Below are 17444 nucleotides of genomic sequence, written 5' to 3'. Positions count from 1 at the left end.
TCAGACTCTCGAGCGTTCGGCCTCGGAACCGCGTGAGCCGAGGTCCGCTGCTCCCGGTTCGACTGTGCCGAGGTCGACGACCTCATCACCGTCCGCGATCAGTCTCCTGTCATGGGTGACCATGACGGCCGTGCGGTCGCCCAGGCTCCCACGGAGATCGTCGATGAGCAGCCGAGCCGTCTCATCGTCCAAGTGTGCTGTCGGTTCATCGAGGACGATCACGTCGGCTCCGGTCAGCAGGGTTCTGGCCACCGCCAATCGCTGTCGCTGACCGCCGGAGATCTCCGCTCCGTGGTCGCCGACCCACCGGTCGAGCCCCTCGGCGTCGGCCCAGTCGCTCAGCCCTGCCGCTCTCAGCACGGAGATCATCTCGTCGTCCCCGGGAACCGACCGCCCGGCGAGTGCGAGATTGCCGCGCACGGTGGAGCGGAAGACGTGTGCCTCCTGAGGACACCAGGCGATGCGGCCGACGAGATCCTCAGGTGAGTAGGTGAGCATATCGTGGTCGGTCCCGCTCCGGTCACAGGCACGGTAGCGGCCGGACCAGGGGTCGAGGAACCGCAGGAGCACACTCAGGCTCGTCGTCTTACCGGTTCCGCTGTCACCGCACAGCACGGTCCATCCGCCGCGTTCGGCTCTCAGGTCCAGTCCTGCGACGACAGCCTGGTCGTCCCATCCGACGGTGATGTCGTCGAATGCGAGGGCGTCGACGTCGGCGAGCTCGTTCTCGGGGCCGGACCGGAGCGACGAGTCGTCGATCTCTCCGACCGTCGTTCCGGCGGCGGGTGCCTGCACGACGACGTCGTGCCCCGAGGCCTCGGCTTCGCGGTCCTCCGCACTGTCTGCATCTGGCAGACAGTCCAGTGCCGATCCCAGGGCGGGCAGCTGGCGAAATGCGTCGAGCGCCGAAGCGAACACTTCACTTAGTCCCAGTGCCATGAGGGACAGCACCGCGACGATCTCTGTCGGAGCATCCGTGGACACGGCCAGGATGACTGCGGTGGTGAACGTGCTCAGCTGCAGCCACAGTTGGGCGAGCCCGAAGTTGCGGGCAGAGGCCTTCTGCTTCTTCTCGAGGTCGGCCTCAAAGCCGGCCAGCAGGCCGAGAACTGCAGAGTCGACCCGGTTCGTGCGCAGATCGTCCTTGGCATGCAGGGCGCGAGTGAGCACGGACAGGATCCGGTTGCGGTCCTCCCTGATTCCGTGCGCCAACCGGCTCTCTGCCCGGATGACGAGCATCGGGACGATGACGAGGTTGATGGCGCCCACCAGGACGAACCAACCCAGCGACCTCACGTCGAGAAGTGCCGCGGTGATGCTCACGCCGATGACGACCATGGTGGAGACAAGAGGCGGGAACAGGGTCCGGGGCACCAGGTCGCGGACGTCGTCGGCGTCGGCGACCATGGCGCGCAGCGCCGAATCCGAGGTCAGCAGACGCCGATCGCTCATGCCGACGCGTTCGAAGCGCTTCCACAGCCGGGTGCGCAGTTTCGTGAGCGCGGCGAAGATCGCCGAGTGGAGTCTCAGCCGGCTGACGTAGAGCAGCACGGAGCGACTGAGCCCGAAGAAGCGCACTCCGACGATGGCGACCATGAGCAGCATGATCGGCGGCTGGTACGAGGCTTCGACGATGAGCCATGCGGAGACGGCGGTCAGGGCGATGGCCGCGAGGCTGGACGCGCAGGCGGTGAGCGCGGCTACCAGCATGGTCGGGGTGAACAGCGGCAGGCTCGAGCCCAGAATCGACCAGCGACGTCGCAGTGCAGCTGCCCAGGATTCGCCTCCGGAGTGCTGCGCCGAGGTATTCGGGCTCGGCTCGGCGCCGGACCGAGGCCCGGGCTCGAGACCCGAACCCGTCCATTCCGCCCAAGCCGGAGCTTCAGCGCGCGCCTGTGTTGCAGGCGCGTCGGCGGCGTCGGTTCGGGCCTGATCCGCGGTCACGGTCGCCTTTGAGTCCGCTGGTACAACGTTCTCTGCCGCTTCGACGTGCGTCTTCTCCGGGCGGATCTCTGTGTCGGCCAGTGCGCGAACCTGTTCGTCATGACTGGCGAGGATCACGCGGTGGGTGGCGGCCGCCTCGGCGATCATGTCGATGACGATAGCCGCATTATCGGCATCGAGGTGGGCGGTCGGTTCGTCGAGGACGAGCAGCTGCGCTCCGTCACCGAGGCGGGGCCGCACTCGCACGAGGGCCAGCCGACGCTGTTGGCCGGGGCTCAGCGCCGTCGTCTGCACCCGCAGATCAGTGGGCAGTCCAGCGGCGGACAGGGCCGTCCGAGCTTGGTCGTCGTCGAGACCGAAGAGTGCCAGTTCGGCACCGATGGTCTCGGCGAACATCCGTGGAGCCTGCGGCACATAGGCCGCGCTCATCGGATCGACGGCGGTGTGTGCATCGGCCGGCAGGCTGCCGACCAACGCACCGAGCACGGTCGTCTTGCCGGTTCCGGACCTGCCGCTGATCGTCGTCACTCCCGGCCGGGTGTCGATGACCCCCGACCACGTGATGAGTGTGCCGTCGGCGTAGAGGACCCTCTGCTCCCCCGGCCGGACGGGGGTGTCGAGTGCGTGTGCCTCCGCACCGGCCGCCTGTGTCTCCGACAGCAGCGCCCGAGCTCTCTCCCGGGCTTCGCGTCCGTTCTCGCTCGCATGGTAGCCGGCCCCGAGTTCCCGCAGCGGGATGAAGCATTCGGGTGCGATGAGCAGGACCAGCAGGCCATCGCCGAGGTCCATCGACCCGTTGACCAGGCGCAGGCCGATGACCACGGCCACGAGTGCCACGGAGATCGTGGCGATGAGTTCGAGGGCCAAGCTGGAGAGGAAGGCGATGCGCAGCGTCGAGAGGTTCGCCTGTTGGTAGCGCTCCCCCAGTTCCCGCAGCCGGCGCGCGTGATCGCGTGAACGGCCGAGACCGATGAGGACGGGCAGCCCCTCGGCGAGTTCGGCCAGGTGATCCGACAGCCGCTCCAGAGCGGCCATGGTCTCCGAGGTCGACTCTGCCGTATAGCGGCCGATGAGCACCATGAACATCGGCACCAACGGCAGGCACACCGCGATGATGACCGCCGAGAGGACATCGCTGAAGACGATGCGCACCAGCAGCACGATGGGCACCACCGCGGCCGCGGTCAGGGCCGGCACCACCGTGGTGAAATAGTCGTCGAGATCGTCGATTCCGCGGGTGACTGTGACCGCCGCATTCGTCCGCGGGCGTCCCCGGCCGCGCAGCAGACCGGAGAGGATCGAGCGCCGCAGACCCTGTTTCGAAACGACTGCCAGGCTGGTGCCCAGACTGCGGTCGAGCCAGAGGCCGCCGCCGCGCAGCAGCGCGCCGAGGGCTCCGAGGATCACCCACAGTCCGGGCGCGCTGTGGCCGATGATGGCTCTCACCAGGGCTTCGGCGATGAGGACGATTCCCACCGACCGGCACAGGGCGGAGAGCACGGACAGTGCCAACCCCCGCCGACCGGTCGGCAGCTCGAGCAGGATCGACAGGGGCGAGCTCACGATCGGATCGCCACCGGCAGCTTGTGAGCTTCGGGGATGTGGGTCTCGGCGATGCGGCCGAGGAACATCCGGTAGCTGAAGATCTGGTAGGCGATGATGATCGGCAGGATCACGATCGTCACGATGAGCATGACGTTCAAGGTGTAGTCCGACGAGGATGCCGCAGCGATCGTCAGCGAGTTCGCCGGGTCGATCGTCGAGGGCAGGACGTTCGGGAAGACACCGGCGAAGACCGCGGCCAGACCGGCGATGAGGTAGATCCCATGCAGGAGGAAGGCGCGCTTCTCGGCACCGGCGCGGACCGCAACGAACGCGAAGATGAGGGCGGCGATCGCGATGAGCACCGGGACGATGAGCCAGGTCCGCTGGGTGATCGAGGAGGCGAACCAGATGAGGAACGGAATCGCGGCCGGCAGCATGATCCGACCGGCCCAGCGCCGCGACCGTGCCCGGACCTCGCCCTGGGTCTTCAGACCGAGGAAGATGAGCCCGTGGGCCAGGGAGAACCCGAGGCCGCCGAGTCCGCCGACGAGCGCCGGCCACGACATCCAGGCGAAGGCACCGCCGATCATGTCGCCATGATCATTGAGCGGCAGCCCGACGGTCGTCAGTGCGAGCATCGCACCGATGCAGAAGGCTGTTCCCGCCGATCCCACGGCCAGGGCCCAGGTCCAGAAGGACTTCCACCTCTCCGAGTGCCCTTTTCCGCGGTATTCGATGGCCACGGCGCGGAAGATCAGCGCGAGCAGGCAGATGGTCAGTGGAATGTAGAGCGCGGAGAACAGTGAGGCGTACCAGTGCGGGAAGGCGGCGAACATCGCTCCGGCCGCGGTGATCAGCCAGACCTCGTTGCCTTCCCAGACCGGACCGATCGAGTTGAGCAGAACGCGCTTGCTGCGTTCGCTGCGGCTGAGGAAGGGCATCATCATGCCCACGCCGAGGTCGAAGCCGTCGAGGAACAGGTATCCCATCCAGAGCACGACGATGAGGACGAACCAGATTGTGGCGAGGATTTCCATCGTGACCTTCCCTCAGTACGCGAACGACAGGACGTCGTCGCCGTTGTCGGTGATCGTGGGTTTCGTATTCGTCTGGTCGAGTTCGGGCATCGCCGAGGCGACTCCCCCCTTCACGTACTTCGTGATCAGCCGCAGTTCGACGACCATCAGAATTCCGTAGACGGCAGCGAGGCTGATCAGTGAGAACAGCAGCATCGCCGGTGTCACCTCGGGCGACAGCGCCGCCTGGGTGTACATGTACACTCCATCGAGCTGAGCCGGATTCGGTGCGACGACGAAGGGCTGGCGCCCCATCTCGGTGAAGATCCATCCGGCCGAGTTCGCGAGGAACGGCGCCGTGATGGCCAGGACGAATCCGCGGCTGAGCCATTTCGACTCGGGCACCGTGCCCTTGCGGGCCAGCCACAGTCCGATGACGCAGACTCCGGCGGCCAGGGCGCCGAATCCGATCATCATGCGGAAGCCCCAGTAGGTGACGATCATGATCGGCTGGTAGTCGATGGGTTCGCCGGCATGCTCGCCGTACCGCGGGTCGTCGGGGATATGCGTGCCGTAGCGCTCCTGATATTCGGGCAGCAGCGTCGTCACTCCGTGGACCGGGGTGTCGAAGTCGCCGTTGGCCAGGAAGGACAGCAGTCCGGGGATCTCGAAGATGTTCTGCACTCCGTCGCAGTCGTTCGACGACGGGTCGGCGATCGTGAGGACGGAGAATTGGGTGCCGTCGTGGCAGGCCGCCTCGGCGGAGGCCATCTTCATGGGCTGCTGATCGAACATCAGCTTGGCTTGGACGTCACCGGTGATCGAGACTCCGGCGAAGGCGAGGACGCCGACGATCGCGCCGATGCGCAGGGATTTGATCCACACCGCATGGTCCGTCTTGTCCCGTCCGGGAAGCTCCTTCGAGGAGCCGACGATGACCTTGCCGTCGGCACCGACGGTGTCGATTCCGGCCTTGCGCCGGTGGTAGAGGTGGTACCAGGAGATGCCGAGGAGGAAGGATCCGCCCACTGCCAGGGCACCGAAAATCGTGTGCGTGAAGGCGGCGATGGCGGTGTTGTTGCCGAGCACCGCCCAGACGTCGGTCATCACGGGCCGGCCGTCGACCATCTCGACGCCGACGGGATGCTGCATCCAGGAGTTCGCGACGATGATGAAGTAAGCCGAGATCCATGTGCCGATGACGGCCAGCCACAGCGAGCCGAGGTGGACCGCACGAGGCAGTCGGCCCCAGCCGAAGATCCACAGGCCGAGGAAGGTCGATTCGAGGAAGAAGGCCAGCAGAGCCTCCAACGCCAGGGGTGCGCCGAAGACGTCGCCGACGAATCGGGAGTATTCGCTCCAAGCCATGCCGAACTGGAACTCCTGGACCAGGCCGGTGGCCACGCCCATGATGAAGTTGATGAGGAAGAGCTTGCCGAAGAACTTCGTGCTCCGCAGGTACACCTCGTTGCCGGTGCGGTGGTAGATCGTCTGCAGGACCGCCACGAGCATGCCGAGTCCCAGGGTCAACGGCACCATCCAGAAGTGGTAGACCGTTGTGATTCCGAATTGCCACCGTCCGATGAGGACCGGGTCCAGCTCCATGGGTGCTCCATTCAGGTTTCACGCGAGCAGTGTTTCTACGTCACGTAGAATTCTACAGTTCGTAGAAACGCCGCCCGAGCGGTTTCATCATTCAAGACTCCCGGTTCCAAGTATGCTCTCGGGCAAGCTCCCCTGACCAGGGTCGTCCCTCTGCCGGTGCTCACGTGTCTATGTGGAATTCGACAGCCTGTAGAGATATACTGGAGCGATCAGACCGACAAAGAAATTGAGGGCGAAAGAACTGTGGGAACACTGGGTGAACTCGAACGCAGCGTCATGGACGCCATCTGGGTCCACGACGACGGGTTGAGCGCCGCCGAACTCCGCGAAGTCCTCTCGGATCGCGAGCTCGCGCTGACAACGGTCCATACCGTCCTGTCTCGACTCGAGAAGAAGGGCTTCGTCACTCGCGATCGCAGCATCCGTCCGCATCGCTACGTCGCGGTTTCGACCCGTGAAGACCACGTGGCGGAGCTGATGACCGAGATGCTGTCTCAGGCACCGGACCGTCAGGCTGTCCTCGCTCGCTTCCTCGGCACCGTCTCGGAGGCCGATACCAAGGCGCTGCGCAATCTGCTCGGGCGCAATCACTCGACGCAGTCCTGACCCAGGCCGGTCACCTCAATGACCATCGTGGGAATCGTTCTGGCCGTGCTGGCTTTTCTGCTGGCATGGCCTATTCCTGCGGCCCTTGCGCGTTTCCGCGGTGACCCGATCTCCGAGGTCGTCCTCTGGCAGGCAGTCGGACTGTCCGGCGGCCTCTCCCTCATCGGCGCCGCCCTCGCTTTTGCTGTCGCCCCGGGAACGACGAGTCTCCCGCAGGGACTCTTCGACCTCATCCGGGGCAAGGACCACACTCAGCTCTCACTCGTGGCCTGGATCTTCCTCATCATCGCCGTGCTCCTCATCGCTCGTCTGCTCGGCTGCCTGGTACTGACCCTCTATTCGGCACGGCAGACCCGCCTGCGCCACGACGAGATCCTGCATCTGCTCAGCGAACCGTCGGTCGCCTACCCCGATACGCGCATCATCACCACCGATGAGGCCGTCGCCTACTGCCTGCCCAAGGGGCCGCGGAAGGGCACTGCCGTCCTGTCGACCGGTCTGCTCAAGGCCCTCGACGAGGATGAGCGCACCGCCGTCATCGCCCATGAGCGGGCGCATCTGGATTTCCGTCACGATGTGCTCGTCATTCCCTTCGCCGCCTGGCATCGGGCCCTGCCGTACTTCTCGGCCACGGCGATCGGACTGAACTCGGTGAATCGGCTCATCGAACTCATGGCCGATGATCAGGCCCGCGACCGTGTGGATCCGCAGATCCTGGCTCAGGCAGTCAGCTCGGCAGCAGCGATCAGCCCCGACCACCGCAGTGATCTCTCCGCTCAGCGCATCCACCGACTGTTGCACCCCTTGGATCCGGCGCGGATCCCCGTGCGGCTGATGTCGATCGGACTGGCCGTTCTGCTGCTGCTCCTGCCGACCTTGCTCATCGTCACACCGTCCGCATTCGGCATCTGAGCCCGGACCGAGAATCGGTCCGGGCTCAGATGAGGCGGTGCTGACTCAGCATAGGTGCCGACTCAGCAATCGAGGTCAGCTGTCGATGCGTTCGGCGTCGAGGACGGCAGCGCCGGAGACGATGAATTCCTTGCGCGGCCCGACCGAGGATCCCATGAGAAGTTCGAAGGTGTTCTCCGCCATCTCGGCATCGGCCATCGTCACCCGACGCAGGGTGCGCATGCCCGGGTCCATGGTCGTCTCGGCCAGCTGGTCGGCATCCATCTCACCGAGGCCCTTGTACCGCTGGATGGGCTCCTTGTAGGTCTTCTTCTGCTTCTCGAGCTTCTTCAGCAGAGCATGGAGCTCGGCTTCGGTGTAGGTGTAGACGATGTCGTTGGGCGTTCCACGCTTCGTCACGACCTCGACTCGGTGCAGAGGCGGCACGGCTGCGAATACGCGACCGGCCTCGACCAGCGGCTTCATGTACCGGAAGAACAGAGTCAGCAGAAGAGTGCGGATATGCGCTCCGTCGACATCGGCGTCGGTCATGATGATGACTCGGCCGTATCGGGCGGCGTCGATATCGAAGCTTCGTCCGGAGCCGGCGCCGATGACCTGGATGAGCGCTGAGCATTCGACATTGGCGAGCATGTCGGCCAAGGTCGCCTTCTGCACATTGAGGATCTTCCCCCGGATGGGAAACAGCGCCTGGTGATCGGAGTTGCGGGCGGCCTTCGCCGTCCCCATCGCCGAGTCCCCCTCGACGATGAACAGCTCCGTGTTCTCCACCCCGTTGTCACGGCAGTCGTAGAGCTTCGCCGGCAGCGACGAGGCTTCCAGCGCGGTCTTGCGTCGCTGGTTCTCCTTGTGGGTGCGGGCGGAGATGCGCGACTTCATCTCGGCCACGACCTTCTCCATGAGCACAGCGGCCTGCTGCTTCTCTGCACGCTTGGTCGAGGCAAGCACCTCACCGAGCTGAGACTCGACGGTCTTCGCCACGATCTGTCGCACTGCGGCGGTGCCGAGGACCTCCTTAGTCTGCCCTTCGAACTGGGGTTCGGCCAGCTGCACGGTGACGACGGCGGTGATGCCGGCGAGCACATCGTCCTTCTCGAGCTTGTCCTTGCCGACCTTGAGTTTGCGCGCGTTGGCGTCGACTGCCTTGCGCATCGCCTTCAGGCAGGCCTGTTCGAACCCGGCGAGGTGTGTGCCGCCCTGGGGGGTGGCGACGACGTTGACGAAGGACTTCAGCTTCGTGTCGTAGCCGGTCCCCCAGCGCAGAGCGATATCGACGCCGACCTCGCGTTCGACTTCCTTGGACTCGAGGTGACCCGAGGAGTTGAGGACCGGGACGGTCTCCTTGAAGGTTCCGGTGTTCTGCAGTCGCCAGGTGTCGGTGATCGGCGGGTCGATGGAGAGGTGGTCGACGAATTCGGTGATTCCGCCGTCGAATTTGAAGACCTCTTCGCGCTCCTCGATGACGGCTCCGGTCTCGTCCCGGGCGACGCCGCGACGGTCGACGATGCGCAGTTCGAGGCCGGGCACGAGAAAGGCGGTCTGACGGGCGCGTTCGACCAGATGCGAGTAGTCGAACTGGGCCTTGGACAGGAAGATCTGCGGATCGGCCCAGTACTGGACCCGAGTGCCGGTGGCGCCGCGCTTGGCCTTGCCGACGATGTCGAGACCGGTCGGCTCCTGGAAGGCCTCGAAGGGGTTGTCGGGGCTCGGGGTGCCGGAGGAGTCGTCGAAGCGGCCCGGCACGCCTCGGCGGAAGGACATCTTGTGCACCTTCGATCCGCGGGTGACCTCGACGTCGAGGCGAGCGGACAGGGCGTTGACGACCGAGGCGCCGACTCCGTGCAGTCCGCCCGAAGCGGCGTAGGAGGAGCCGCCGAACTTTCCGCCGGCATGGAGCTTGGTCATGACGACTTCGACTCCGGTCAGTCCGGTCTTCGGTTCGATGTCGACGGGGATGCCGCGGCCCTTGTCGGTGACGGCCACCGATCCGTCAGCGGCGAGTTCGATGAGGATCTCGGAACCGTGTCCGCCGAGCGCCTCGTCGACGGAGTTGTCGATGACCTCCCATAGACAGTGCATGAGACCACGGGAATCGGTCGTGCCGATGTACATGCCGGGTCGCTTGCGAACCGCCTCAAGACCGGACAGGACGGACAGGTGCCTGGCGCCGTAGCTTTCGTCTTCCACACAATTCCTCTCGTTCGATTAAATTCTAATCGCTGCACGCTCAGGACCCTATTCCCTCGGGCTCGTGTCGGGAATCCATCCGGTCGACCCCGACCATGGGCACTCCTGAGCTGAAACAATGGAGTCATGCCGCATCGCCTCCTCGTCCCGAGTCTCCTTCTCACCGCCGCTCTCAGCCTGCCCGGCCTGGCGGCCTGCTCCCAGGACGCAGGTGCCCCCGGACGAACGACTCAGGCGGCCGAGACAACCGGCGAGTCTCCGACTGCCGGCAACGGTGCAGGAGGAGGCGACGACGCGAAGTCAGGGACCGCCTCGGCGAAGGAGGAGGAGGCTGATCTCAAAGGGAAGGTCATTGCGATCGATCCGGGACACAACGGCGGAAATGCGGACCATCCGGAGAAGATCAACCGCCAGGTTCCGGACGGACGCGGCGGAACGAAGGCCTGCAACACCACGGGCACCTCGACGAACTCCGACTATCCGGAAGCCGATTTCACCTGGGCCGTGGCGCAGAAGCTGGAGAAGTCGCTGACCGACGCCGGAGCCGAGGTCGTGCTCAGCCGGAAGGACAACACAGGAGTCGGACCGTGCGTGGACGAGCGCGGAAAGTTCGCCGACGACGTGGACGTGCTGGTGAGCATCCATGCCAACGGCAGCGAGTCGAGTTCGGTGAAGGGCTTCCACATCATCGTCGCCGACCCCGGTGAGGATGAGAAGACCGAGACGGCCTCCGGGGACCTGGCGAAATCCGTGGGGAGTTCGATGGGTGAGGAGTTCACCCCGAACAAGGCCTATGGAAAAGATGCGATCAGCCGTCGCCCGGATCTGGCCGGGTTGAACAACGCATCGGTTCCCGCCGTCATCGTCGAATGCGGAGAGATGCGCAACCCGTCGGAGGCTAAGCTCATGGAGTCGGAGTCCGGGCAGAGGAGATACGCCGACGCCCTGTTCGACGGCATCGTCGACTGGTTCTGACCCGGATAAGCGAAACGCCCCTGGGAAGTTCCCCAGGGGCGTTCGCATCAGACTGAACCGATCATGGACCGGCCGAAGTGAGACTCAGTCGAGGTAGTCGCGCAGCACCTGCGAGCGGGACGGGTGACGCAGCTTGGCCATCGTCTTCGACTCGATCTGACGGATGCGCTCACGGGTGACGCCGTAGACCTTGCCGATCTCGTCGAGGGTCTTCGGCTGACCGTCGTTGAGTCCGAAGCGCATGGACACCACTCCCGCTTCACGTTCCGAGAGCGTGTCGAGGACGGAGTGCAGCTGCTCCTGGAGGAGGGTGAAGCTCACCGAGTCTGAGGGCACAACTGCCTCGGAGTCCTCGATGAGGTCGCCGAACTCCGAGTCACCGTCTTCACCCAGCGGGGTATGCAGCGAGATGGGTTCGCGGCCGTACTTCTGGACCTCGACGACACGCTCGGGCGTCATGTCGAGTTCCTTCGCGAGCTCCTCCGGGGTCGGTTCGCGACCGAGATCCTGCAGCATCTGGCGCTGCACGCGGGCGAGCTTGTTGATAACCTCGACCATGTGCACCGGGATGCGGATCGTCCGAGCCTGGTCAGCCATCGCGCGGGTGATGGCCTGGCGGATCCACCACGTGGCGTAGGTCGAGAACTTGAAGCCCTTCGTGTAGTCGAACTTCTCGACGGCGCGGATGAGGCCGAGGTTGCCTTCCTGGATGAGGTCGAGGAACAGCATTCCGCGGCCGGTGTAGCGCTTGGCCAGGGACACGACGAGTCGGAGGTTGGCTTCCAGCAGGTGGTTCTTCGCGATGCGGCCGTCGTGGATGATCCACTTGTAGTCCATCGTCTCGCGCGGGTCGGTCACCTCTCCGCCGTCGAGCAGGTGCTCGGCGTACATTCCGGCTTCGATGCGCTTGGCGAGATCGACCTCTTCGGCGGCGTTGAGCAGAGCCACCTTGCCGATCTGCTTGAGGTAGTCCTTGACCGGGTCTGCGGTCGCACCGGCGGAGACGACCTGCTGAGCGGGCGCGTCCTCCTCGTCGGCATCGGAGACGATGAAGCCACCGGCCTCGGCCACGGCGGCGTTCTTCTCCTTCTCTTCCGAGTTCTTCGTCTCGGTCGCCTCGGCGGGGCTCTCCTCTGTGGCCAGAGCGTCCGCGGCCGGTTCGACTTCCTCGGTGGTGTCGATATCGTCGTCGGCCTTCTTCGCCTTGGTCGCCTTCTTGGCTTCCTTGGCGGCGGTGGCCTTCGTCGTGGTCTTCGCCGGAGCAGCCGTCGACTTCGCGGCGGCTGTCTTCTTCGCAGCAGTCGTCTTCTTCGACGCAGCCGTCTCGGTCTTTGCGGCAGTCGACTTCGCAGTCGCCGACTTCGCGGTCGCTGCCTTCTTGGTGCCGGGAGCGGTCGTCTTCTTCGCAGTGGTCTTCGACGCCGCAGTGGTCTTGGATCCACCGGTCGAGGTCGTGCCGGCCGTTCCCTCCGACTTCTCCGTCACCGTTGTGGATTCCTTGTCGACTCTGGGCACGTGTTCACCTTTCGCGAGCGTTGAAACTTCCCCATGCATTCGGACAGTACTAAGACCCAAGTCAAGTGGTCCGCGTGCGGTCCCGGGCGAACGCAGAGTCCGCCCATCATGCAATGACTGGGTCAACGCTTAATTTTCTCACGTTATTCCCCGCTTTGCGAATCGGCCGTCGATGACTCCGGGACGATCCGTCCGGCCTGTCCCCGACAACAACGTGACCTGCGGATCTGTTCCTCCTGCCTCATTCTCACGTCGATCTCGCCGAGGCGGCCGACCGCCCACCCCGATCGCGTGGCCCCGGCCCATCTGCGACGGACCAGCCCTATCAATGGCGGCCCCGATCCCTCATAATTGGCACCGAACAATCGGACAGCCCCACATCCCGGCCCGATCAGATGGTCGAACGCTGAGTCTCCGTCAGCCAGCGGGGCAGGCATCCCATATCGACCGCGCTGACGATGAGCTCGGCCAGCCCGTGTCCGACTTCGAGCCCGAGGGCGGCGCGCGCATAGTTCAGCGCCATCGTCGACCCGCCCAGAGACCATTCGAACCAGGCGATGACGGCATAGGTGTTGGCTCTGGCCCGTGGGTGGCCTGCCTGCAGGTAGTCCTTGAGGAAGGCGATCGTGAGCATGATGTCCCGCGGCCTGGGCGCACGCGCTGAGAGCCCGACGAGCTGCTGAGCCGCCCGTGCTTGGGAGACCACACGGCGGCTCATCACGATGAGTTCGTCACCGTCGAGTCCCTTGACCACGGAGGGTGGGAAGTCCGGGTGGTCGAAGCTGAGGATCATCTCGAGTGCGTCGCGCGACCATTTCTCGACGAGCAGGGTATCGAGCGCCATCACGGTCGGCAGGTCCATGAGGTCGTGGATGCGCGCCTCGTCGATCGCGTCTTCCTCACACCGCATGGCGTCCAGGCGCGGGTAGACCTCGGCGAGGATCGCGAACGCTTCGTCCGTGCCCATCCACTCCTCGGCGTGTCCGCGGCGGCTGTCGGCGAAGGCTTCGGCGGGCATCGGGGTGATGACGAGGTCCTCCGGATCGGTGACGGGGTTGGAGCCGCCGGCGACGAGTTCCGTGGCACACGCCGAGGTGGTTGCCTCGATCAGCGGTGTGCAGTCATAGCCGTCCTCGTCGATGCGGCCGAAGTGCTCTTGGTTGACCCACCATGCGCTGAGGGTGTCGACGCTTCTGGCGGCGAAGGTGATGGCCAGTTCGTCGATCGCCGCTCGGATGAGACCACGGTGGACCTCTGCGTATTCGGCGTCTGCACCGGCGCCGAAAGCGCTGACCGGCTGATAGTCGTCATCGTAGAGAACGAGGAAGACCCCGGAGACCGTACCGGAGCGCATGACGAGGTCGGCGTACCAGCCGCCGCCTTCGGACAGCGTCTGCGCCGCGCTCTCACGGTCGAAGTCGATGCGCAACGTGGTCGAACTGGTCTGTGAGCCGTTGTGCTCGGTGCCGACGATGACAGCGACGAGGCTGCGACGCGGGGTGTACCCGAGAGTGTGGGGGATGATCCCGATGATGTCCTCGGGTGTGCGGGCCGGTGTCTTCACTGCGTCCTCCTTGAGCGGTTCGGAACCGGCCGTCTGGAGCGGTTCCCGTGCCTCAGGCGAGGCCCATGCCTGGGATGAGCCGCCCGTCTGGGTACCCACTCCAACCGATCAGGCAGCCGCTCCTCCAGGTTCCGGTCGGCACCTGTGGACGGACCGCACGGGTCCACAGCGCTCTGATGGGCGAGTCGGGCCCGTCATCCCCACGAGAATCCGGGGCGAATTGCCTCAATCGCCTTACTGGCATACAAGTGAGGGGTGGCGAAGAGACGGATATACACAGCTCCTGGTTCTCAAGTGGTCGACGTCTCGACGGGTGAAGCCCGGCTGGAGAAGCTCGACGGTGAGGCAGATTCCTATGTGCTCCACGTCAATGGGGTCCCTTCTTCGTCGATCACCCTCAGCGATCCGCAGCGACTGGACTTCGAGTACCTGGACTGGATGCGACGCATCATCGACGTTCAGCTCCCTGACCGGACGCTGCGGGCCGCACACATCGGTGCCGCCGGCTGTGCTCTGGCCCGGGCGCTGGACTCGGCACGACCGGGATCGAAGCAGACGGCGATCGACATCGATGCCAAGCTGCTCGACTTCGCCCGCGACTGGTTCGACTTGCCCCGCTCCCCCGCCCTGGCTCTGCGCGCCGGCGACGGAGCGGTGGAGATAGGAAAATTCCGGCCCGATACCCTCGACGTCCTCGTCCGCGACGCCTTCGACCACGACTCGGTTCCTGCGTCTCTGCAGACTTCGGAGTTCTTCGCCGCCTGCGCCGAGGCGGTCAAGGACTCCGGCATCTACGTCGCCAATGTGCCTGACTCCGGTGACCACCACCTCCTCCGGGCCGAACTCCGCAGCCTCGGCGACCACTTCGCCCATCGTGCCGCCGCCACGGAACCGGCGATCCTCAAGGGACGTCGACGCGGCAACGTCGTCGTCCTCGCCTCCAATACTCCCCTCGACACGGGCGCGCTCGACCGCAGTCTGCGCACCGCCGCCTCCTCAGCGACCTTCCTGGCGGGAGCAGATCTGCGCTCCCGGTTGGGTCTCTGACCCTCCCGCCGGCCCGGGCTGGCCCTGCAGTCCCAAGCTCCTCCACCTTCCGACCCGTCTGGTTCTCTGCCCTCGCACATCCCGACTCAGCTGGCTCTCTGCCCTCGCACGTCCCGACCCAGATGCCTCTGCCTACCACCGAGACAGCCGGAATGTGAGGTACGCCCCGGTCCGAAATGACGATGCGACTACAGACGCCGGGGAAAGTTCGGCATAATTGAATGCCGACCCAAGAAGGTGAGATGACCGAAACTTCAGAAATTCGTGTCGAGCAGACCAAGCTCGACGAGCTCTATGCCCGCCTCGATGAGCTCCGGGAGGAGACGACGGCCCGCCTGGGCACGGTGAGGGTCTCCGAGGTCGGAGGCAACCACCAGCACCGCACCGAACGCGATGCCTTCGCGACGATGTACGAAGATCAGCTCATCCGTCTCGACGGCGCCGAGGAGGGACTGTGCTTCGGTCGCCTCGACATCATCGACGAAGACGACCCCACCTACATCGGCCGCATCGGACTCACCGACGAACAGCGTCAGCAGATCCTCATCGACTGGAGGGCGCCGGCCGCCGAGCGCTTCTACCAGTCGACGGCTGCCAACCCCGACGGGATCGCTCGCCGCCGTCACCTCGTCACCGCGAACCGGAAGGTCACCGGCATCGAAGACGATGTGCTCGACATCGACGCGCTCGATGACGCTCAGCGATCGAACCTCCAGGGCGAAGGCGCCCTCCTCGCCGCCCTCACCACACATCGCACCGGACGGATGGGCGATATCGTCGCGACCATCCAGGCCGAACAGGATGCGATCATCCGCCGCCCGCTCTCCGGCGTGCTCGTCGTCCAGGGAGGGCCGGGAACCGGCAAGACCGCCGTTGCGCTCCACCGTGCCGCTTTCCTGCTCTACCGTCACCGGGAGCGCATCGCGAAGTCCGGTGTCCTCCTCGTCGGCCCGTCGACGGTGTTCCTCAAGTACATCGAGAAGGTTCTTCCCAGCCTCGGCGAAACCGGGGCCGTCCTGCTCACTCCCGGTCAGCTGTATCCGGGACTCGACACGGATGCCGCAGATGCACCGGCTGTCGCCGAGATCAAGGGCCGCTCCATCATGGCTCGGGTGCTGAAGAACCATGTTGCGAACTATCAGCGCATTCCCGATCACGATGTCGAGATGCGGGTGCGTTCGCACACGATCGTGCTGCGTCGCAGGGATGTTCAGTCCGCGCGCGATCGGGCTCGTCGCAGCGGGGACCCGCACAATGCCGCCCGCACCGGTTTCGTCACCGGTCTGCTGAAGATCCTCGCCGAGGATCTCGCCCGTGAGATGGGGATGGATGCGGCCGGCGAACGCCTGCCCGAGCTGCTCGAAGACCTGCGTTCCTCTGTCGACGTTCGTCGCGCCCTCAACCTTGCGTGGTTCCCCATCGGCCCTGCCGCAGCTCTGCGTTCTCTGCTGGGCAGGCCGCACAAGCTGCGGGCCGCCGCACGCAAGCTCCTCACTCCTGCCGAGCAGTCGATTCTGCTCGAGCAGCGTCGGGACGAGTTCACGGTCGATGATGTGCCGCTGCTCGACGAGTTGGCCGAGCTTCTCGGTTCGGCCCCGCAGCAGACTCAGGCGCGAGATGACTCGGCACGCGAGTACGCCGAAGCCGTCGTCGATATGACCGAGACCGGCGGGATGGTCTCAGCCGAGACCCTCGCTGCCCGCTGGGAGGAGCAGGGACCGGCGATGACTCTGGCCGAACGTGCTCTCGAGGATCGGGAGTGGACGTACGGCCACCTCGTCGTCGATGAGGCGCAGGAGCTCTCCCCCATGCAGTGGCGGGTGCTCTTCCGCCGCGTGCCGTCGAAGTCGGCCACCGTCGTCGGCGACCTCGCCCAGTCTTCGCAGGCCGACAATGCCCGCACCTGGTCCTCGATCCTCAGCGAGTTCGTCGGCGATCGGTTCGCTCTCCAGGTGCTCACGGTCTCGTACCGCACCCCGCAGTCGGTGATGGATCTGGCCAACCGCTACCTGCATCGGCATTTCCCGCAGCTCGAGCTCGTCGAGTCGGTGCGCCAGGGAGGATCGGATCCGCGCCTGGATTCCTTCGCCGACGAATCGGAGCTGCTGGCCGCCCTCCCCGAGAAGGTGGCGGCCGAGGTGTCCGCCGCCGAAGGTGGGAAGATCGCCGTCATCGCTGATGAGGAGCTCATCGAACCCGTCGCCGAGGCGATCGCGGACTTCGATTTCGGACGATCGGTCACGGGCTTGGACCACCAGATCGCCCTCATCACCCCGCAGCAGGCCAAAGGCCTCGAGTTCGATGCGGTGGTCATCGTCGAACCCGGACGCATCGCCCCGATCGGCGGCGAGCAGGGCGTCGGCGGTCTCTATGTGGCGCTGACACGCACGACGGAACGTCTGCGTGTCCTGGCGTCCGTGTCGACGGAGCTCACCGAGCTCTTCTCCGCCGACACGATCCGCCAAGCCGGCTGACCAAAACCCAATTACTACCTGACGGCGGCCCAGCAACCTCGCGCGAGGTTGCTG

At 65.3% G+C, this 17444-nt stretch carries 11 protein-coding genes; 5 read left to right on the top strand and 6 right to left on the bottom strand.

Annotated features, from left to right (window positions below):
* From cydC to ACSBQT_RS14985, 3 genes are read right to left on the bottom strand one after another with little or no spacing between them, the layout of a single operon-like run.
* Entirely contained in the window at positions 1 to 3507 is a 3507-nt protein-coding gene (cydC, locus tag ACSBQT_RS14995; protein ID WP_435001986.1) for a thiol reductant ABC exporter subunit CydC, read from the bottom strand.
* Positions 3504 to 4526: a cytochrome d ubiquinol oxidase subunit II gene (gene cydB / locus ACSBQT_RS14990; protein WP_410711524.1), complete on the bottom strand. Its 1023-nt coding sequence runs from the start codon at positions 4524 to 4526 to the stop codon at positions 3504 to 3506. Before cydB ends, cydC begins: the two co-directional genes overlap by 4 nt.
* 12 nt (positions 4527 to 4538) lie before the next feature.
* The gene (locus ACSBQT_RS14985; protein ID WP_410711525.1) at positions 4539 to 6110 is read right to left on the bottom strand and encodes a cytochrome ubiquinol oxidase subunit I; all 1572 of its coding nucleotides are present in this window, start codon (positions 6108 to 6110) and stop codon (positions 4539 to 4541) included.
* Positions 6111 to 6353: 243 nt separating this feature from the next.
* Here ACSBQT_RS14985 and ACSBQT_RS14980 point away from each other — a divergent pair, with 243 nt between their 5' ends.
* Both ACSBQT_RS14980 and ACSBQT_RS14975 read left to right on the top strand, forming a co-directional pair.
* Positions 6354 to 6716 (top strand): BlaI/MecI/CopY family transcriptional regulator, encoded by a 363-nt coding sequence (locus tag ACSBQT_RS14980; protein WP_092013109.1) that lies wholly within the window; start codon positions 6354 to 6356, stop codon positions 6714 to 6716.
* 18 nt (positions 6717 to 6734) lie between these two features.
* Positions 6735 to 7628 (top strand): M56 family metallopeptidase, encoded by an 894-nt coding sequence (locus ACSBQT_RS14975; RefSeq protein ID WP_410711526.1) that lies wholly within the window; start codon positions 6735 to 6737, stop codon positions 7626 to 7628.
* A gap of 75 nt (positions 7629 to 7703) precedes the next feature.
* Here ACSBQT_RS14975 and ACSBQT_RS14970 read toward each other — a convergent pair whose 3' ends face one another.
* Entirely contained in the window at positions 7704 to 9815 is a 2112-nt protein-coding gene (locus ACSBQT_RS14970) for a DNA gyrase/topoisomerase IV subunit B (RefSeq protein ID WP_410711527.1), read from the bottom strand.
* Between the two features lie 126 nt (positions 9816 to 9941).
* On the opposite strand from ACSBQT_RS14970, the gene ACSBQT_RS14965 reads away from it, so the two are divergent.
* Positions 9942 to 10790: an N-acetylmuramoyl-L-alanine amidase gene (locus ACSBQT_RS14965; protein ID WP_410711528.1), complete on the top strand. Its 849-nt coding sequence runs from the start codon at positions 9942 to 9944 to the stop codon at positions 10788 to 10790.
* A gap of 84 nt (positions 10791 to 10874) precedes the next feature.
* On the opposite strand, the gene ACSBQT_RS14960 is transcribed toward ACSBQT_RS14965, so the two are convergent.
* Positions 10875 to 12344: an RNA polymerase sigma factor gene (locus ACSBQT_RS14960; RefSeq protein ID WP_410711529.1), complete on the bottom strand. Its 1470-nt coding sequence runs from the start codon at positions 12342 to 12344 to the stop codon at positions 10875 to 10877.
* 352 nt (positions 12345 to 12696) lie between these two features.
* Complete coding sequence (locus tag ACSBQT_RS14955; RefSeq protein ID WP_410711530.1) at positions 12697 to 13869, bottom strand: DUF4192 family protein; 1173 nt, start codon at positions 13867 to 13869, stop codon at positions 12697 to 12699.
* A 294-nt stretch (positions 13870 to 14163) separates the two neighbouring features.
* Here ACSBQT_RS14955 and ACSBQT_RS14950 point away from each other — a divergent pair, with 294 nt between their 5' ends.
* Together ACSBQT_RS14950 and ACSBQT_RS14945 are read left to right on the top strand one after the other, a co-directional pair.
* Positions 14164 to 14916 carry a spermidine synthase gene (locus tag ACSBQT_RS14950; protein ID WP_410711531.1) on the top strand — a complete coding sequence of 251 codons (753 nt, stop codon included), beginning with the start codon at positions 14164 to 14166 and terminating at the stop codon, positions 14914 to 14916.
* Between the two features lie 242 nt (positions 14917 to 15158).
* Positions 15159 to 17390, top strand: a complete 2232-nt coding sequence (locus tag ACSBQT_RS14945) for a HelD family protein (RefSeq protein ID WP_435001985.1) — start codon at positions 15159 to 15161, stop codon at positions 17388 to 17390.
* The last annotated feature ends 54 nt before the right edge of the window (positions 17391 to 17444 follow it).

It is taken from the genome of Brevibacterium sp. H602, assembly GCF_051172395.1.
GTDB lineage: Bacteria > Actinomycetota > Actinomycetes > Actinomycetales > Brevibacteriaceae > Brevibacterium.
This window is presented reverse-complemented; position numbering and strand designations above follow the sequence as displayed.